Raw genomic sequence first — 16,916 nt, forward strand, 5'->3', positions numbered from 1 at the left:
CCACTCAGGACCGCCGGAGATCAGGAGCAGCCATGATCACCACCTTCCGCACTCTCACCGCAGCCGGCGCCGCCGGCCTCGCCCTCGTCGGCGGGGCCGCCCTCACCGGCTCCTCGGCCACCGCGGGCGACGACACCGCCCGGATGCCGGCGCGACCGGCCGAGCGGGCGCTCGTCTCCACGTGTGGTGGCGGCCCGTCGGTCGGCCTCTTCTACCGCAGCATGGACTTCCAGAGCGTGGCGGCCGGAGCGACCGTCGACGTCGAGGGCTCCCAGTGGCAGGTCAAGGGCCCGAAGAAGGGCACCGACACGGTCCTGGTCACGCTGACGGCGATGGCCTCCAGCGGCGGCGCGGGCGAGCTCACCCAGGTGTCGTTCTACAAGGACGGCGTCGGGACCAACGAGGGCACGAAGTACTTCACGTACAACAACGTGCTCGACCAGGCGAGCGTCTCGTTCTGCACCAAGATCAGCAAGGGCAACCACACCCTCGCCCTGCGGGTTGCTGACGGCGGCGGCGGCGCGAGCACGTTGTACTTCCCGACCGTCAGCTACCAGCGCTTCAGCTGACCAGCCAGGATCCGTGCCGCATCACGGTCCGGCCGGCGATCTCGTCCGCCTCCCGCCAGACCTGCACCCGGTCGGGGCGCAGCACGAGGAAGACGTAGCCGTCCGACCCACGAGGGTCCCAGTCGGCCTGGGCGGCGTACGCCGCGCCCAGGCCGGCGTCGTCGTCCACCGCGACCTCGCGCTCCAGCACCGCGTCGACCATCGTCACGTCGCGCGTCGGCCCGACCGCCAGCCGGGCCCGACCGGTCGCGCGGAGGTCGCGCGCGGTGCGGGCGCCGGCCTGCACCGCGACCACGAACCGCTCGCCGACCCAGGCCAGCGAGAGCGGCACCAGGTGCGCCTCGCCTTCGGGCGAGGCGGTCGCCACCCAGACGTCGATCTCGGGCGTCGCCCACATGGCCAGGGCGTCGGCCTTGCGGGCCGCGGCGTCACGGGGTCCGGTCATCGCGCCTCCTCGAAGGCGTCACCTCGGAGAACGGGTACGACGTCGCTGGCGTCCACCTCGGCAGCGATGTCGACGTCGCCGCCGAAGCCCATCTCGACCAGCTCCTGCCCGCTCGCGCACGCGACCAGGTCATCGGGCAGGCTCGCTGACCGGAACGCGCGCTCGGCCATCCGCGCCTCCGGGGTCAGGCCGGTGACGCCCCGGTCGACCAGGCCCGCGATCACCGCACCAGCGCCCCACAGGTCCTCGACGGCCGGGCGCAGCGAGCCGTCGGGCCAGCGCTCGCCGGCGGCGACCACCGAGACCTCCCTGCCCGCGACCCAGCGGGCCACCGCCGACGCGTTGCGCAGCGACGCACCGACGACCGTCGCGCCGGTCCCCGCGAGCCCGAACGCGATCGCCGACCCGTTGGGCGACGGCAGCACCAGCCGCTCGACGCCGGCCGCGGCGCGCACCGACGCGGGCGACAGGCTGACGCCCGCACGCTCCGACCGGCCCCGCGCGAGCACCGCGTCACGCTCGGCGGCGTACGTCGCCGCCCGCTCGTCCTTCCAGCCGAAGGGGTAGACCGTCATCCCGCGCTCGACGGCCACCGTGAGCGTCGTGGTGAACGACAGCACGTCGACGACGACGGTGACGGGCGCGGCGACCGCGGCCGCGCCGGTCGGACCCCACTCGAATCGGAGCTGCACGCAGCGACCCTAGAGGAGTTTCGCGCGGTCGCCCTCGGGATAGACCGGGAGCATGACCCAGCGACTGACCGTCCTCGGAGCGCTCACCTGTCTCCTGCTCGCCACCATGGCCTTCACCGGCCCGGCCGCCGAGGCCGCGTGGACCACCTCGATGCGGATCCACGGCGGGAAGCTGCAGCTCTGCAAGGAGCCGCTCCGCGACGGCCGGGTCCGCGTGAACATCCGCCTCGACAACCGCGGCGCCAGCCACACCCACCTCGGCGGCATGTCCCGCACCCGCGGCGGCGAGCGCGTCGACGTCAACCACCGGACCGCGGCGGGCCGGCTGTCCGGCGTGAAGTCGCTGGTCTGGCAGCGCGGCGACCAGTTCGTCGCCGGCATGGGCGAGGTCACCGGCGAGGGCGCCGGCGGCGACTTCCTGGTCAGCGATCTCGCCCGCTGCTAGGAGCTGCCCGCAGCCTTCCGCGCCTACCTGTGCCACATCGTCGAACGACTACTCCGCGAATCGATCCCGCGGCCACGCGTGGCGGCGAAGCCGACACGCGAGCCGCGGTCACCAGATCCGGACCCGGTCCTCGGTGTCCAGCCACAGCCCGTCGCCGGGGGCGGTCTCGAACACCTCGTGGAACTCGTCGAGGTTGCGCACGATGTTCGCGCGGAACTCCGAGGGCGAGTGCGGGTCGATCGTGAGGTACTGCTGCTCCTGCTCCTTGCGGCGCTTGGTCCGCCAGCAGTAGGCCCAGTTCGTGAACAGGGTCCGGCGCTCCTCGGCCGAGGCGCTGCCGCCGCGGGCGATGAGGTACGCCGTGTGCGCGATCGTCAGCCCGCCGAGGTCGCCGATGTTCTCGCCGACGGTGAGGGCGCCGTTGACGTGCTCGCCGGGCAGGTTGCGCGGCTCGAAGGCGTCGTACTGGTCGATGAGCTTCTTCGACTTCAGCTCGAACGCCGCCTTGTCGTCCGGGGTCCACCAGTCGTTGAGGTTGCCCGCGCCGTCGTACTGCGCGCCCTGGTCGTCGAAGCCGTGCCCGATCTCGTGGCCGATGACCGCGCCGATACCGCCGTAGTTCTCGGCCTCCTCGGCGTCCGGCGAGAAGAACGGCGGCTGCAGGATCGCGGCCGGGAAGCAGATCTCGTTGGTGCCCGGGTTGTAGTAGGCGTTGACGGTCTGCGGGAGCATGAACCACTCGTCGCGGTCGACGGGCGCGCCGATCTTGGCCAGCTCGCGGTCGGTCTCGAACGCCGACGCGGCGGCGACGTTGCCGAACAGGTCGTCGGCGCTGACCTCGAGCTTGGAGTAGTCGCGGAACTTGTCGGGGTAGCCGATCTTGGTGCGGAAGCTCTCGAGCTTCTGGAACGCCCGCTCCTTGGTCTCGTCGGTCATCCAGTCGAGCTTGGAGATCGACTGGCGGTAGGCGGCGAGCAGGTTCGCGACCAGCTCGTCCATCAGCGCCTTGGACCGCGGCGGGAAGTGCCGCGCGACGTACTCCTTGCCGACCGCCTCCCCGATCGCGCCCTCGACCAGCGCGACACCGCGCTTCCAGCGCGCCCGCAGCTCCGGGGTGCCGTTCAGGGTGCGGCCGTAGAAGTCGAAGTTTGCCTCGACGAAGTCGTCGGTGAGGTACGCCGCCGCCGCGCGCAGCACGTGCGAGCGCAGCCACTCGCGCCACTGCTCGATCGGGACCTCGTCGATGACGCCGGACAGGTGCGTGAAGAACGACGGCTGCCGCACGCACGCCTCGGCGAGCGTGACGTCGCTGCCGCCGAGCGCGGTGACGTAGCCGTCCCAGTCGAACGACGGGCAGAGCTCGGCCAGCTCGGGCTTGGTCATCAGGTTGTACGTCTTCTGGACGTCCCGGGTCTCCGCGCGCTCCCAGTGCCCCGCGGCGATCTTCGTGTCGATCGCGAGCACCGTCGCGGCCGCGGCGGCCGGGTCGGCGTGCTCGCCGAGCGTGAACAGCGTGGTCAGGTAGGCGACGTACTTCTCGCGGACCTCGGCGAACTTCTCGTCGCGGTAGTACGACTCGTCCGGGAGCCCGAGCCCGCCCTGGAGCAGGTTGAAGAGGTACCGGTCGGAGTTCTTGGAGTCGGTGTCGACGTACGACCCGAAGAGGCCGTGGCCGCCGATCCGCTCGAACGCGCCGAGGAACGCGCCGAGCTCGCGCACGTCCTGCAGGGCGTCGACCTTCGCGAGCCAGGGCCGGACCGGCTCGATGCCGCTGGCGTTGATGGTCTCGGTGTCCATGAACGACGCGAAGAGGTCACCGATCTTGCGGGCGTCGTCGCTGACGTCGGCGCCCTCGGCCACCTGGCGGGCAAGGTCCTCGATGATCGCGTGGACCTGCTCCTCCGCGGCGTCGGCCAGCTGGACGAACGGTCCCCAGCTGGAGCGGTCTGACGGGATCTCGGTCTCGTCGAGCCAGCGCCCGTTGACGTGGCCGAAGAGGTCGTCCTGGGGACGGATGGCGGGGTCCATGCCCGGGCGGGCCGCGTCGAGAGTGCTCACGATCCGACCCTAACCGGCGGTCCTGGGATCCGTCGCCGGGCTTCGCGGAGGGCGAACGTCGCGGGGGGTGCGGTTTCCCCGGCTACCCGGGGAAACCTGACGTTCTGGGCCGAAGCTTCGCCCGAAAACGTCAGGGATTGCCCGAGAAGTCCAGCCCGATCAGCGGACCCGGACGACCGACTTGCCGAGCGTCCGGCGGGCGTCCATGTCCAGCAGCGCCTGGGCGAACCCCTCCAGGTCGTACGTCGCCCCGATCGGGGGCTTGACCACTCCGGACGCCATCATCGGCACGAGCTCCGCCCACTGCTGCTGCATGTAGCCGGGGCGCAGCATGGCGTAGGCGCCCCAGCCGACGCCGCGCACGTCGACGTTGTTGAGCAGCAGTCGGTTGACCTTCACCTCCGGGATGCCCTGACCGGCGGCGAAGCCGACCACCAGCAGCCGGCCCTGGGTGCCGAGCACGCGCAGCGAGTCGGTGAAGGCGTCACCCCCGACCACGTCGAGCACGACGTCGACGCCCCGGCCGCCGGTGAGCTCCTGGACCGCGTCCTTGAACCCGTCCAGCAGCACGACCTCGTCGGCGCCGGCGGCCTTCGCCACCGCGCCCTTCTCGTCGGTGCTGACGACCGCGATGGTGCGGGCGCCGTACCCCTTCGCGACCTGGATGGTCGCGGTGCCCACGCCGCCGGCGGCACCGTGGACGAGCACGGTCTCGCCCGCCTTCAGCTGGCCGCGCTCGGCGAGCGCGAACTGCGCGGTCAGGTAGTTCATCGGGAGCGCCGCGCCCTCGTCGTACGACAGCTCGTCGGGCAGCGCGAACGTGAACATGCCCGGGTTGGCGACCAGCTCGGCGGCACCGCCGTACCCGCCCACGCCGGCGACGCGCTGCCCGGGCTCGAAGCCGGGGCCGCTGACGACCGTGCCGGCGAAGTCGACGCCGAGCGTGAACGGCACCTCGGGCTTGAGCTGGTACTCGCCCTTGCTCAGCAGCAGGTCCGGGAACGAGACGCCGACCGCGTGCACCTCCACGAGGACGTCGTCGGGGCCGGGCGTCGGCTCCGGCACGTCGCCCACGACGACATCGGCGGGACCGGTGGTCTGCAGAACCTGGACTGCGCGCATGGCTGCGACCCTAGCGAGGGGCCACCAGCCGGTTCATCTCGAAGTGCATCGGGTCGGTGTAGCTCCAGTCGCCGCCCCAGGCGAAACCCCAGCGCTTGAAGATCGCCACCACGCCACGGTCGATCTCGCCGACGGTGCCGCGCTGGTTGCCCGGCACGTTGAAGTCGAGCGCGAGACCGAACGCGTGGTTGGAGAGCGTCGTCGAGCCGGCGATGAAGCGGGGGTAGTAGCAGCCGGCGTACTCGTCGGGGTGGATCTCGTCGGCCAGCCCCTGGGCCACGACGTCCTCGAGCGCCGCGCGCAGCTGCGGGATCAGCAGCTTGTTGCAGGTGACGTTGCCGAGGATCGGCACCGGTGAGGTCACGATGTGCTCGCGCACCCAGGCCGGGTCGGGGGCGATCCTGCCGCCGGACAGCACGGAGTAGCGGTAGGTCCCGACGGCGTCGGCGATGGTGCCGACGACGACCGCGGTCTGGACGACGCCGGGGTCGAGCCCGTTGCGCGCGACCGCGTCGGTCATCGAGACAGTGGCGTCGGTGCCGTCGAGGATCTGCTGGATCGGCTTGCGCAGCGGCTCGGGCGCGGTGTCGCCGGTCCGGATCAGCAGCGCGTTGCCCTCGGTCATGCCCAGCGTGGGGACCCAGGTGTCGTTCACGACCGCGTCGACCAGCCAGGACTGCTGGGTGTAGGCGCCGACGTGCACCCGTGGTGCGTCGCGAGTGCTGCCGAGCGCGAGGAAGCCGGTGTCGTCGACCGGCAGCCGGCGCACGGTCGCCTTCGGGATCGCCAGCTCGCCCGCGGCGACGCGCTGCCAGGCCTCGTCGAGCTGGGCGTCGGCGGCGTCGGTGATCCAGTTCCGGTACGTCCCCGGGTCGACGGCCGCCACGCTGAGCGACCGGTTCTCGACCGGGATCTGCACCAGCGAGATCTGCTCGATGTCCTGCACGCCGCGCAGCTCGCGGATCTCGTCGACCTTCTCCTGCGGGATGGTCTCGGCCCCGTTGACGACGATGTCGGCCGGCGCGATCTGGCCGGTACGGCGCCCGGGCGGGTCGACCGCGTGCGCGGGATCGAGCGTGGGCCCGGACGCGGGACTCGGGGTCGGGGCCGCGGCAGTGGTCGAGGCGCTCGGCTCGGGGTCGCCGGCCTGCGAGGAGCCCGAGCACGCCGCCGTCGCGGCGATCGCCAGTGCCAGCGTCGTCGCTGTGAGTGCGCGCCCCAGTCGCATCCGTGCCCTCCCCGCGTCCAGGGTACGTCTACCCCCGCGGGCGCTCGGCAACCCCGAGTCGTGCCAGCATGACTCCGTGTCCTTCCTGGTGATCCTCTCGTGCCCCGACCGACCCGGCATCGTCCATGCGGTGTCCGGGTTCCTCGCCGAGCGCGGCGGCAACATCCTCGAGAGCCAGCAGTTCGGCGACCGGCTCAGCGGCCGCTTCTTCATGCGCATCGACGTCGACGTCCCGGCACCGGCCACCCCCGAGGGACTGCGCGCGGACTTCGCGGGGATCGCCCAGGAGTTCGACATGCACGTGGAGGTCCACGACGCGAGCGCGCCGTACCGGACGCTGATCCTGGTGTCGAAGCACCTGCACTGCCTCAACGACCTGCTGTTCCGCACCAGCACCGGCTCGCTGCCGATCGAGATCCCGGCGGTCGTCTCCAACCACCCCGACGCCGGCGCGATGGCGGCGTCGTACGGCGTCGCGTTCCACCACGTCCCGGTCACCCCGGACACCAAGCCGGAGGCCGAGGCCCGGCTGCTCGAGCTGGTGCGCGAGCTCGACATCGACCTGGTCGTGCTCGCGCGCTACATGCAGGTGCTCTCGGACCCGCTGTGCCGCGAGCTGTCCGGCCGCGCGATCAACATCCACCACTCGTTCCTGCCGAGCTTCAAGGGCGCCAAGCCCTACCACCAGGCGTTCGACCGCGGCGTGAAGATCGTCGGCGCGACCGCGCACTACGTGACCGGGGACCTCGACGAGGGGCCGATCATCGAGCAGGACGTGATGCGCATCGACCACGGCTACGACCAGGACGCGATGGTCGGGGCCGGCCGGGACGTCGAGGCGCAGGTGCTCTCCCGCGCCGTGCGCTGGCACGCGCAGTCGCGGGTGCTGCTCAACGGCCACCGCACGGTCGTCTTCCGCTGATGCGCCTCGCGGCCGGCCTCGCGGTGCTCCTGCTCGCGGGCTGCGGCTCCGAGACGGCGATCGAGGCCGACCCCGCGGGGGCGCCGTACGACGGCCCGATGGTGGTCGAGCTCGACCACCGCGACCGGGCGTCCGCGCTGGAGGCGTCCGGCGCTGCGGGTCTCGCGCTCGAGTGCGCCGGTGACCCGCGCCGCGGGGGAGGCGGTGCCTACGAGGACGGCCTCGAGACAGTCCAGGACTCGCCGCAGGAGGCGCTCGGGAACTGGCGCGAGCAGGAGCGGGCAGCGGTGCCCGAGGACGGCTACCGGGTGGAGCGCGTCGAGGACGGGCGGGTGCTGTTGTCGTACGACGTCGGCGAGGAGACCAAGGCGGCGGTGGTCGTCCACGACGACGTCACCGACTTCGACGGCGACACCGGTTGGGGCGTGGAGGCCTGGGCGACGTGCGACCCGGCCGAGCTGGGCGTCGAGGTCGCCGAGGAGCTCGGCTTCGAGGTCTGGCAGGACGACGGCGGCGCTCCGGTGCCGACGACGGAGGTCGTCTCCTACGCCGGTCCCGAGCACTGCGACTGGCAGGACCTGACGTTCCTGCGGATCGGCTTCGCCACGGACGTCGACCGGCGGTTCGACCAGTACGTCAGTGGCGACCTGGGGTTCGGGATGTCGACCGACCCGGACCCCTCCGCGACGTTGCCCGGCGACGCCGTCGACACCGGGTGGAGCCGCGAGGGTCAGGAGCTCTGGCTCGGCGACGAGCCCCGCGCGGCGTACCTCGTGGACAGCGACGACCCGCGCCAGGTCGAGCGCTGGCCGGCCCTGGACGAGCCGGCCGGCTGCATGTGAGCGTCAGGCCGACCAGAGGACGTACTCGGCGGCCAGGTCCGCGGGCAGGTGCACGCCCCAGAGCTCGGGTCGGCGCTGGAGCAGCTCGGCCAGCTCCTTGGCGCGGTGGGCCTCACGGCGCTGCCGCAGCTGGGCGAGGTCGTCGGTGTGGTCGCCAGTGCTCATCTCGGGTCCCCGGATCGTGGTCGTCGTTCGAGGTCGAGCACCCACCACACGCCGGCGTAGGCGGCCAGCGCCGCCAGCAGCTGCCCGTAGCTCTCGGTGAGCGCGAGCAGGCCGACCACGCCGGCGCCGGTGACCAGCAGGGCCACGTCGAGCGCATGCAACCTCTCCATAGATAAACTCTAGCGTCTTACTCTACTTAACGTCGAGCGCCGTACGGTGGAGCGATGAGCGCGTCGTATCCGACCGTCCTACAGACCGTCCTCGACTGCCGCGAACCCCGGCTGCTCGGCGACTTCTACCGCGACCTGCTGGGCTGGACCTACCGGCCGGGCGACGAGACGCCCAGCGAGGGCGAGGACTGGCTGGTGCTGCGCGCGCCGGCCGGCGTCCACGGACTCGCGTTCCAGCTCAACGCGGAGTACGTGCCGCCGGCGTGGACCCCCGGCCCGGACCGCCGGGGCGACCAGCAGATGATGCTGCACCTGGACATGGGCGTCCCCGACCCCGACTCCCTGGAGCAGCAGCGGCTGCGCGTCCTCGAGCTCGGCGGCGCGGTGCTCTTCGACCGCAGCGACGACGCCGACGAGCCGCTCTACGTGTTCGCCGACCCGGCCGGCCACCCGTTCTGCATCTTCGTGGCGACGGTGTGAAGACTCGGTAACGACCGCGAAACAGGCGCTCTCTACCCTCCAGCCTGTGGAGGGAACGATCACGGCCCACGACCCGCGGGCGGCCGACGTGTGCGCACTGCTGGAGACGCACCTGGAGCTGATGAACCGGCTCAGCCCACCGGAGGAGGTGCACGCCCTCGACGTCGACGCCCTCGCTCATCCGTCGGTGACGTTCGTCGGGTACCGCGCCGGCGGCGAGCTGATCGGCGTCGGTGCGCTGAAGGACCTCGGCGACGGGCACGGCGAGCTCAAGTCCATGCACACCGCGGCAGCCGCGCGCGGGCGCGGTGTCGGGTCGGCGATCGTCGACCACCTGGTCGACCTGGCGATCGCCCGCGGGATGACCCGGCTCAGCCTCGAGACCGGGACGCCCGACGGGTTCGCCGCCGCCCGGGCGCTCTACGCACGCCGCGGCTTCGCCGAGTGCGGGCCGTTCGGCGACTACGTGCTCAGCCCGTGGAGCACGTTCATGACACGCTCCCTGGCATGACCGAGCTCAACCGCCTCGCCGAGTACGGCGTGACCGACCGGGCCGCGCTCGACGCGCTGCTCGACTCCCAGTGGGCGGGGGTGCTGTCCACGGTCGCGGACGGCCTGCCGCTCGCCGTCCCCATGCTCTACGCGCGCGACGGCGACCGGGTGCTCCTGCACGGCTCCACCGGCGCGGGCGCCCTGCGCACCGTGGGAGCCGGGGCGCCGGCGGTGCTGACGGTGTTCGCGATCGACGCGCTGGCGGTGGCGCCGACGACGTTCGAGTCCTCGGTGAACTACCGGTCCGCGACGATCCGCGGAGCGCTGACCCGCGTGGACGACAGCGCGCTCGACGTGTTCTCCGAGGCGATCCTGCCCGGACGTACGGCGGAGGTGCGCCCCTCGTCCCGCAAGGAGCTCGCCGCCTCGATGGCGCTGGCACTCCCGATCGAGCCGGACAGCTGGCTGCTCAAGATCAGCGGCGGCTGGCCGGCGACGCCCGAGGAGGCCGGCGCCGACCCGGACGTGTGGAGCGGGCTGGTGCCGGTGCGCACCGTGCTGGACCCCCCGCAGCCGGCGCCGTGGGCGGAGCACCTGCCGGTGCCGCCGTCGGTGCTGCGCCTGGCCCGTTGACCGTCGAGTGACGTGAGATGGCCCAGAATCCGGCCGGAACACGGCCGATCCGCGTCACTCGACGGTCGAGGACAGCCGCTCCGGGTTCCTGATCGCGACCCACGACAGCAGCCCGCCGAGCGCGAGCAGCACGGCGCACACCACGGTCGCGGTGACGTACGCCGCGTCGAAGGCGGCCGGGTCGGTGTACTCCTCCCCGGCGAGACCGACCGCGACCGGCAGCGCCGCGACCGCGAGCAGTGAGCCGGCCCGCGCGACCGCGTTGTTGACCCCGCTGGCGATGCCCGCGTGCTCGTCCGCGGCGGAGGACAGCACGGTCGCTGTCAGCGGCGCGACCATCAGCGCGAGGCCGAGGCCGAAGACGGTGAGGCCCGGGAACACGTCGGTCCAGTAGCTCACGTCCGGCCCGACGCGGAGCAGCAGCAGGGCGCCGGCGGCCATCACCAGGGGCCCGACGGTCATCGGGATCCGCGGCCCGATCCGGGTGCCGAGCTCGCCGCCCTTCGAGGCCAGCAGCAGCATGCAGACCGTGATCGGCAGGGTCGCGATGCCGGCCTCGAGGGCGCCGTACCCGCTCACCGTCTGCAGCTGCAGCACGAGGAAGAACAGCACCGCACCGAGAGCGGCGTACACGACGAACGTCATCGCGTTGGCCGCGCTGAAGTTCCGGTTCGCGAAGATCCCGAGCGGGAGCATCGGGTGGTCGCTGCGCCGCTCGTCGACGACGTAGCCGACGACCGCCAGCACCATGACGACCAGCGCCCACGGCACGACCGGGCTGCCCCACTCGATGAGCGCGTACGTCAGCCCACCGAGCGCGAGCACCGCGAGCAGCGCGCCGACGACGTCGATCTCGCGGTGCGCGTTCGGGTCGCGGGTCTCGGGCACCGCTCGCTGCGCGATCAGGACGGTGGCCACCGCCAGCGGCAGGTTGATGAGGAAGATCCAGCGCCAGTCGGCGTACTGCACCAGCGCACCGCCGACGAACGGGCCGATCGCGGCCGCGATGCTGCCGAGTCCGGACCACGCGCCGATCGCCTTCGCCCGGTCGTCGGGCACGAAGGCGCCCTGGATCATCGCGAGGCTGCCCGGCGTGAGCAGCGCGGCGCCGACGCCCTGGAGCACCCGCGCGGCGATCAGCACCTCGGCGGTCGGGGCGATCCCGCACAGGAGGGAGGCGAGCGCGAACCAGACCGTGCCGACCACGAAGATCCGGCGCCGGCCGAACCGGTCGCCGAGCGAGCCGCCGAGCAGGATGAAGCTGCTCAGCGCCAGCAGGTAGCCGTTGCTGATCCACTGCAGCTGCGCCAGCGACGCGTCGAGGTCCGCGCCGATGGTGTGGAGGGCGACGTTCACGACCGTGCCGTCGAGCATCGTCATGCCGGAGCCGAGCACGGCCGCCAGCACCACGCCCCGGCCGGCCGCCGTCCCGAGGCGCACGCCTGCCCATCCAGCCGACTCGCTCACTCCGAAGAGCCTAGGAGACTCGGGGGAAACCCCGATGAAGGCTCCACGCTCCCCACTCTAGGATTCAGCAATGGCCCAGGCGTCCCAGACCGCTGCGCGGCTTGCCGACCACGTCGACCGCCTCGGTCTCGAGCACCCGCCGATCGACCTCGCGAGCGTCGACTACTCGGTACGCCGCCCCGCGGAGCTCAACCGCCGCTACGGCCACGTCCTCGACTACATGGCTCGTGTCGAGCTCGAGGTCGACCGCAACGTCCTCGAGCTCACCACGCTGCTGCCCGACCCGCCCGAGATCGACCGGCGCTTCTACGCCGAGGTGTGGCAGCCGCAGGAGACCAGGCACGGGCTGATCCTCGACGAGCTCCAGGTCCACCTCGGCCGCCCGCCGGCCCAGACCGACCTCACCTCGATCGGCCTCAAGCTGCGGGTCCTCGGCGCGCTCGCGCACCTGCCGGCGTTCCAGGACGTCTGCCGGATGCTCTACTACCTCACCGGCATGGCCACCGAGCGCTCCGCGGTCCTCGCCTACAACCTGCTCCACACCGGTGTCGCCGAGCTCGGCGAGCGCGCGATCGCGCAGACCGTGATCGCGCCGATCAAGCGCCAGGAGCCCGGCCACTACGCGTTCTACCAGCTCTCCGCCCGCGGGCTGTGGTCGGAGCTGGCGTCCTGGCAGCGCTGGATGGTGCGCCGGATGCGCAGCTTCTCGTTCGCCCCGGTCGGCGCCAACAACGACCGGCAGAAGGCCGACTTCGGCGACCTGCTCGCCAGCCTCGGCATCGACCGCGAGGCCGAGGAGTTCTCGACCCAGATCGCGCGCGTCGAGCGCGAGCTGCTCTGGGCCCACCGCAGCGGCCTGCCGGTGCCGGCGTACGTCGTCAAGGCGTTCCGCGAGGCCGTGGAGCTCGCCGAGCTCCGCCGCGCGGCCTGACCCCCTACGGGCGCAGGGCGCGCCCGGCCAGCCAGGCGATCCCGTCGGCGGCCTCCGCCGGCGGTCCCGAGGGCTGCATCACGTGGCTGAGCACGACCCGCACGACGACGTCGATGGCGACCTCGAGCCGGTCGGCCTGGAGGCCGGTCCGGTACGGCGCCACCCGCTCGGCCACCACCACCTTGGCGGCGGCGAGGAGCGGCTCGGCGTGGGTGGTGAGCAGCGGCAGCAGCTCGGTGTCGGCGCCGTGGGTCGCGGACACCACGGCGTGCAGCAGCTTGTTGTCCTGCGCGAGCTCGAGCACGCCGTACGTCGCCGCACGGATCGCCTCGACGAGGTCCTGGGAGTGCTCGTCGAACGCGGACTCCACCACCGCGAGGAACCGGGCGAGCTCCCGCAGGATCATCGCCTCGGCCAGACCCTCCTTGGAGCCGACCTCGTTGTAGACGGTCTGCCGGCTGACGCCGACCCGGTCCGCGATCGCGGCCATGGTGACCGCGGACCAGCCGGACTCCGTGGTCAGCGCGACCGCGGCCTCGACGATGCGATCACGCGTCGGTGAGACCATGCACCGATTCTAGGGAGCGGAAGTCGACCTTCTCGCAGACCCCGCAGTCCGGGCAGCACCAGTCGTCCGGCACCTCCGACCACGCGGTCCCGGCGGCGAAGCCCTCGAGCTCGTTGCCCTCCTCGACGCGGTAGGTGTACCCGCAGCCGGGGCAGCGCGCGGCGAGCACGTCGTCGCCGGCCGGGGCGCCGGACGGAAGCTGGGCGACCTCCTCGACCACCGCGCGGGGCGGCGGGTACGTGGCGAGGATCTTGTCGCGCTTGCGCGGGGAGAGGTTCGCGCGCGACAGGTCACCGTCGAAGTGGGCGAGCACCCGCGGGTCCATCACGCGGCGCCAGACCGCGGGGACGATCGCGAGCACGATCATCCCGGCGTACCCGGTCGGCAGCACCGGCGACTCCTCGAAGTCGCGCAGGGACTGGTAGCGCCGGGTCGGGTTCGCGTGGTGGTCGCTGTGGCGCTGCAGGTGGTAGAGCAGCACGTTCGTGGCGATGTTGTTGGAGTTCCAGGAGTGCGTGGGGTCGACCCGCTCGTAGCGCTGGCGGTCGCCGACGCCGACCTTCTGGCGCAACATGCCGTAGTGCTCCATGTAGTTGACGACCTCGAGCAGCGAGAAGCCCACGACGGCCTGGATCAGGAGGTACGGCAAGATCTCGACGCCCAGCCAGGCGACCAGGCCGCCCCACAGGACCGCCGACATCAGCCAGGCGTTGAGGACGTCGTTGCCGAGCCGGAACGGGTGCTGCTGGCGGCGGGCGTAGCGGCGCTTCTCGATCCGCCAGGCCGAGCGCAGCGAGCCGATCACCGTGCGCGGCCAGAACTGGTAGAAGTTCTCGCCGACCCGCGAGGACGCCGGGTCCTCCGGGGTGGCCACGCGCACGTGGTGGCCCCGGTTGTGCTCGATGTAGAAGTGCCCGTAGAAGCTCTGGGCGAGCGCGATCTTCGACAGCCAGCGCTCGTTGGCCTCGCGCTTGTGGCCGAGCTCGTGGGCGGTGTTGATGCCGATGCCGCCGATGCAGCCGATGGAGACCGCCAGTCCGACCTTCGCGGCGGTCGACAGCTCGGCGCCGCCGCCGATCAGCCACATGGCGCCCACGAAGCCGGCGTACTGGATCGGCAGGAAGAGATAGGTGATCCAGCGGTAGTAGCGGTCCTGCTCGAGGGCCTCGATCACGTCGTCGGGCGGGTTCGAGCGGTCCAGGCCGGCGACCAGGTCGATCGCCGGGACGACCACGAGGATCACGATCGGGCCGATCCAGAACCAAACCCCCCAGCCGGTGGCGGCCCAGAGGCCGTAGCCGATGAACGCCAGCGACGGGACCACCAGCCCGATCAGCCAGAGGTAGCGCTTGCGGTCCTTCCAGGCGTCGGTCGAGCCGGTCGGGACGGTGCTGTTCGCGATGGCGGACATGGCGGGTGGCCTCCTGCGGCATGACGGCGGTCAGTCCGGTGCGGTTTACAGCACCCTAGAAAATGTCAACGTCTTTGACAAGAGGGTCCTGTTTGTAAACCTCACGGAGAGGTCTAGACATGCTCCACGGGTGGCGGGGTGGCTCGCCTAGCGTGAGCCGCGAGGATCGGGGACGTGCTCGGTCTCGGGAGCGCGTTCACGGGGGTCGTCATGCGCAGGTTGGCCACGCGGTCCACGGTCGGTGCCGTGGTCGGTGCGGTGGTCACCGCCGCCGGCCTGACCGTCACGTCCTCCCCGGCGGTCATGGCCACCCCCGACGACCGGAGGCCGCAGGCCCGTGCCGACCGGCTCCGGGTCCTGGAGGACCGGGTGCTGCGGCTCCCCGCGCCCGGCGTGCTCGCGAACGACTCCGGGTCCGGACGGCTGCGGGCCGTGCTCGCCGCCGCGCCGGCTCGGGCACGGGTCGAGGTCCGCCCGAACGGCGCCGTCCGCGTGGTCCCGGCGACCGACGTGAACGGTCTCCTGCGGTTCGCCTACCGTGCCGTCGACGCCGAGGGCCGCAGCGACCGCGCGGTCGGCCGGGTCCGCGTCGTCCCGGTCAACGACGCGCCCGTCTTCGTCCCCGGTCCCGACCAGGTGGTCGGTCCCGACGCCGGTCGGCAGGTCGTCCCGGGCTGGGCCACGGGCATCGACGCCGGCGCGCCCAACGAGCAGGCGCAGCGCCTCGCCTTCCGCATCGACGACGTGTCCGACCCCGCGCTCTTCGCGGACGACGGCCTCCCGACGGTGTCGCCGAAGGGTCTGCTCTCCTACACGCCCGCACCGGGGGCGAACGGCTCGGCGACCGTGACGGTGACCCTCACCGACGACGGCGGAGTGGCGTCCGGCGGCGCGGACCGCAGCACCGCGACCCAGCTGCGCATCACCATCTCCCCCCGGTCCGTCCCGCCCGCCGTGACGGCCGGTCCCGGCACGACCTCCTACTTCGCCGGCAGCGCGCCGGTGCCGCTGGCGCCCGGGCTCGAGCTGGTGGACGACGACTCCGACATCGCGGGTGCCACGGTGGCGCTGGTGGGCGGCGGAGTCGACGGGGTACGACTCGCCGGTCCGTCCGGCGACGGCATCACGGCGTCGTACGACGCCGCGTCGGGCATCCTCACGCTCAGCGGCAAGGCGGACGCCGCCACCTACCAGCGCGCGCTGCGCACGGTCACGTTCGCGACGGGTCCGGGTGCCTCCCGCGGCCCGCGGCCCGTCACGATCGAGGTCGAGGACGCCGACGGGCTGACCGGGCGCGCCACGCGCGACGTCCAGGTCGTGCGGGACGACCCGAGCACGACGACGGCCGACGTGGCGACCGCGGCCGAGGACACCACCGCCTCCGGCAACGTGCTCGCCAACGACATCGACCCCGACGACACCCTGACCGTCACCGGCCACACCCAGCCCGCCCGAGGCACCCTGACCATCGAGCCCGACGGCGACTTCACCTACACCCCCGAACCCGACTGGAACGGCACCGTCCCGACCGTCACCTACACCACCGGCACCGGCGCCACCGGCACCCTCGACATCACGATCACGCCGGTCAACGACGCGCCCGTCGCGGCTGGCGACAGCCGCATTCTCGACGAGGACGGCGCGGCGACCATCGACGTGCTCGCCAACGACACGGACGCCGACGGCGACCCCCTGTCCGCGGTCCCGGTCACCGGTCCGGTGCACGGCACCGTGGTCGTCGACGCGAACGGCACCCTGACCTATACGCCGGACGCGAACTTCCACGGCACCGACAGCTTCACCTACCAGGCCGACGACGGCGACCTGACGTCGGGCAGTGCCACGGTCACCCTCACCGTCGAGCCGGTCGAGGACGTACCCGTCGCCCACGACGACAGCTACCGCACTCCTCCGGACACCGCCGCGACCGGTGACGTGCTCGCCAACGACGTCGACGGCGACGGCGACGGCCTGTTCGCGGTGCTGGTGACCGGCGCCATGCACGGCACCGTCGCCCTGCACGCCTCCGGGAGCTTCACCTACATGCCGATCGCGGGCTACCGCGGGACCGACTCATTCACCTACGCCGCCTCGGACGGTCACGCCTCGGGCAACACGGCGACGGTCACCGTCGTCGTCGACGACCCCACGATCACGGTCGCCGACACCTCCACGGTCGCCGAGGACACCCAGGCGAGCGGCAACGTGCTGGCCAACGACGTCGACCCCGACGACACCCTCACCGTCACCAGCCACACCGACCCCGGCACCGGGAC

The 16,916-nt window shown here is 72.2% G+C and carries 19 protein-coding genes; 9 read left to right on the top strand and 10 right to left on the bottom strand.

Annotated elements, in window-relative coordinates; translation table 11 throughout:
• Positions 1-32: 32 nt before the first annotated feature.
• Positions 33-569: a hypothetical protein gene (locus ABD875_RS08265; RefSeq protein WP_345173227.1), complete on the top strand. Its 537-nt coding sequence runs from the start codon at positions 33-35 to the stop codon at positions 567-569.
• Here the strand turns inward: ABD875_RS08265 and ABD875_RS08270 are convergent.
• Positions 562-1,014: a pyridoxamine 5'-phosphate oxidase family protein gene (locus ABD875_RS08270; RefSeq protein WP_345173230.1), complete on the bottom strand. Its 453-nt coding sequence runs from the start codon at positions 1,012-1,014 to the stop codon at positions 562-564. The two genes, ABD875_RS08265 and ABD875_RS08270, sit on opposite strands and share 8 nt — an antisense overlap.
• Positions 1,011-1,706, bottom strand: coding sequence for a 2-phosphosulfolactate phosphatase (locus ABD875_RS08275; RefSeq protein ID WP_345173232.1), 696 nt, complete (start codon positions 1,704-1,706; stop codon positions 1,011-1,013). The genes ABD875_RS08270 and ABD875_RS08275 overlap by 4 nt, the downstream gene beginning before the upstream one ends.
• A gap of 52 nt (positions 1,707-1,758) precedes the next feature.
• Here ABD875_RS08275 and ABD875_RS08280 point away from each other — a divergent pair, with 52 nt between their 5' ends.
• Positions 1,759-2,151: a hypothetical protein gene (locus ABD875_RS08280; RefSeq protein ID WP_345173234.1), complete on the top strand. Its 393-nt coding sequence runs from the start codon at positions 1,759-1,761 to the stop codon at positions 2,149-2,151.
• 108 nt (positions 2,152-2,259) lie between these two features.
• On the opposite strand, the gene ABD875_RS08285 is transcribed toward ABD875_RS08280, so the two are convergent.
• The 3 genes from ABD875_RS08285 to ABD875_RS08295 all read right to left on the bottom strand — a co-directional run bounded on the left by ABD875_RS08285 (position 2,260) and on the right by ABD875_RS08295 (position 6,559).
• Complete coding sequence (locus tag ABD875_RS08285) at positions 2,260-4,209, bottom strand: M13 family metallopeptidase (protein WP_345173237.1); 1,950 nt, start codon at positions 4,207-4,209, stop codon at positions 2,260-2,262.
• Between the two features lie 159 nt (positions 4,210-4,368).
• Positions 4,369-5,331: an NADPH:quinone oxidoreductase family protein gene (locus ABD875_RS08290; RefSeq protein WP_345173240.1), complete on the bottom strand. Its 963-nt coding sequence runs from the start codon at positions 5,329-5,331 to the stop codon at positions 4,369-4,371.
• 10 nt (positions 5,332-5,341) lie between these two features.
• Positions 5,342-6,559, bottom strand: a complete 1,218-nt coding sequence (locus ABD875_RS08295) for a M15 family metallopeptidase (protein WP_345173243.1) — start codon at positions 6,557-6,559, stop codon at positions 5,342-5,344.
• A 76-nt stretch (positions 6,560-6,635) separates the two neighbouring features.
• Between ABD875_RS08295 and purU the strand changes: the two genes are divergently transcribed.
• Both purU and ABD875_RS08305 read left to right on the top strand, forming a co-directional pair.
• A complete protein-coding gene (gene purU / locus ABD875_RS08300) occupies positions 6,636-7,481 on the top strand; it encodes a formyltetrahydrofolate deformylase (protein WP_345173245.1) in 846 nt (281 codons plus the stop codon).
• Complete coding sequence (locus ABD875_RS08305) at positions 7,481-8,323, top strand: hypothetical protein (RefSeq protein WP_345173248.1); 843 nt, start codon at positions 7,481-7,483, stop codon at positions 8,321-8,323. Before purU ends, ABD875_RS08305 begins: the two co-directional genes overlap by 1 nt.
• Before the next feature lie 3 nt (positions 8,324-8,326).
• Here ABD875_RS08305 and ABD875_RS08310 read toward each other — a convergent pair whose 3' ends face one another.
• Positions 8,327-8,488 carry a hypothetical protein gene (locus ABD875_RS08310; protein WP_345173250.1) on the bottom strand — a complete coding sequence of 54 codons (162 nt, stop codon included), beginning with the start codon at positions 8,486-8,488 and terminating at the stop codon, positions 8,327-8,329.
• A complete protein-coding gene (locus ABD875_RS08315) occupies positions 8,485-8,658 on the bottom strand; it encodes a hypothetical protein (protein WP_345173253.1) in 174 nt (57 codons plus the stop codon). The genes ABD875_RS08310 and ABD875_RS08315 overlap by 4 nt, the downstream gene beginning before the upstream one ends.
• Before the next feature lie 54 nt (positions 8,659-8,712).
• On the opposite strand from ABD875_RS08315, the gene ABD875_RS08320 reads away from it, so the two are divergent.
• The 3 genes from ABD875_RS08320 to ABD875_RS08330 are packed head-to-tail and all read left to right on the top strand — an operon-like array spanning position 8,713 to position 10,263.
• Positions 8,713-9,138 carry a VOC family protein gene (locus tag ABD875_RS08320; RefSeq protein WP_345173256.1) on the top strand — a complete coding sequence of 142 codons (426 nt, stop codon included), beginning with the start codon at positions 8,713-8,715 and terminating at the stop codon, positions 9,136-9,138.
• Positions 9,139-9,184: 46 nt separating this feature from the next.
• Positions 9,185-9,649, top strand: coding sequence for a GNAT family N-acetyltransferase (locus tag ABD875_RS08325; RefSeq protein ID WP_345173258.1), 465 nt, complete (start codon positions 9,185-9,187; stop codon positions 9,647-9,649).
• Entirely contained in the window at positions 9,646-10,263 is a 618-nt protein-coding gene (locus tag ABD875_RS08330; protein ID WP_345173261.1) for a pyridoxamine 5'-phosphate oxidase family protein, read from the top strand. The genes ABD875_RS08325 and ABD875_RS08330 overlap by 4 nt, the downstream gene beginning before the upstream one ends.
• A 54-nt stretch (positions 10,264-10,317) precedes the next feature.
• Here the strand turns inward: ABD875_RS08330 and ABD875_RS08335 are convergent, their stop codons facing one another.
• Positions 10,318-11,730, bottom strand: a complete 1,413-nt coding sequence (locus ABD875_RS08335; protein ID WP_345173264.1) for an MFS transporter — start codon at positions 11,728-11,730, stop codon at positions 10,318-10,320.
• Between the two features lie 70 nt (positions 11,731-11,800).
• On the opposite strand from ABD875_RS08335, the gene ABD875_RS08340 reads away from it, so the two are divergent.
• Positions 11,801-12,661 carry a GTP-binding protein LepA gene (locus ABD875_RS08340; protein ID WP_345173267.1) on the top strand — a complete coding sequence of 287 codons (861 nt, stop codon included), beginning with the start codon at positions 11,801-11,803 and terminating at the stop codon, positions 12,659-12,661.
• 4 nt (positions 12,662-12,665) lie between these two features.
• On the opposite strand, the gene ABD875_RS08345 is transcribed toward ABD875_RS08340, so the two are convergent.
• Complete coding sequence (locus ABD875_RS08345) at positions 12,666-13,229, bottom strand: TetR/AcrR family transcriptional regulator (protein ID WP_345173270.1); 564 nt, start codon at positions 13,227-13,229, stop codon at positions 12,666-12,668.
• Entirely contained in the window at positions 13,210-14,640 is a 1,431-nt protein-coding gene (locus ABD875_RS08350; protein ID WP_345173273.1) for a fatty acid desaturase, read from the bottom strand. The genes ABD875_RS08345 and ABD875_RS08350 overlap by 20 nt, the downstream gene beginning before the upstream one ends.
• Positions 14,641-14,814: 174 nt before the next feature.
• Here ABD875_RS08350 and ABD875_RS08355 point away from each other — a divergent pair.
• Positions 14,815-16,916, top strand: a 2,102-nt coding sequence (locus ABD875_RS08355) for an Ig-like domain-containing protein (RefSeq protein ID WP_345173276.1), incomplete at its 3' end; no start/stop codon positions are given.

Origin of the sequence: Nocardioides caricicola, from assembly GCF_039541135.1 — a bacterium.
Classification (GTDB): domain Bacteria; phylum Actinomycetota; class Actinomycetes; order Propionibacteriales; family Nocardioidaceae; genus Nocardioides; species Nocardioides caricicola.

Excerpts from the sequence above, each read along its gene's own strand:
- ABD875_RS08265 (WP_345173227.1), top strand. The coding sequence starts at position 33 with ATGATCACCACCTTCCGCACTCTCACCGCAGCCGGCGCCGCCGGCCTC.
- ABD875_RS08320 (WP_345173256.1), top strand. The coding sequence starts at position 8,713 with ATGAGCGCGTCGTATCCGACCGTCCTACAGACCGTCCTCGACTGCCGC.
- ABD875_RS08330 (WP_345173261.1), top strand. The coding sequence starts at position 9,646 with ATGACCGAGCTCAACCGCCTCGCCGAGTACGGCGTGACCGACCGGGCC.
- ABD875_RS08270 (WP_345173230.1), bottom strand. The coding sequence starts at position 1,014 with ATGACCGGACCCCGTGACGCCGCGGCCCGCAAGGCCGACGCCCTGGCC.
- ABD875_RS08295 (WP_345173243.1), bottom strand. The coding sequence starts at position 6,559 with ATGCGACTGGGGCGCGCACTCACAGCGACGACGCTGGCACTGGCGATC.
- ABD875_RS08345 (WP_345173270.1), bottom strand. The coding sequence starts at position 13,229 with ATGGTCTCACCGACGCGTGATCGCATCGTCGAGGCCGCGGTCGCGCTG.
- ABD875_RS08305 (WP_345173248.1), top strand. The coding sequence starts at position 7,481 with ATGCGCCTCGCGGCCGGCCTCGCGGTGCTCCTGCTCGCGGGCTGCGGC.
- ABD875_RS08280 (WP_345173234.1), top strand. The coding sequence starts at position 1,759 with ATGACCCAGCGACTGACCGTCCTCGGAGCGCTCACCTGTCTCCTGCTC.
- ABD875_RS08290 (WP_345173240.1), bottom strand. The coding sequence starts at position 5,331 with ATGCGCGCAGTCCAGGTTCTGCAGACCACCGGTCCCGCCGATGTCGTC.
- ABD875_RS08315 (WP_345173253.1), bottom strand. The coding sequence starts at position 8,658 with ATGGAGAGGTTGCATGCGCTCGACGTGGCCCTGCTGGTCACCGGCGCC.
- ABD875_RS08350 (WP_345173273.1), bottom strand. The coding sequence starts at position 14,640 with ATGTCCGCCATCGCGAACAGCACCGTCCCGACCGGCTCGACCGACGCC.
- ABD875_RS08310 (WP_345173250.1), bottom strand. The coding sequence starts at position 8,488 with ATGAGCACTGGCGACCACACCGACGACCTCGCCCAGCTGCGGCAGCGC.
- ABD875_RS08340 (WP_345173267.1), top strand. The coding sequence starts at position 11,801 with ATGGCCCAGGCGTCCCAGACCGCTGCGCGGCTTGCCGACCACGTCGAC.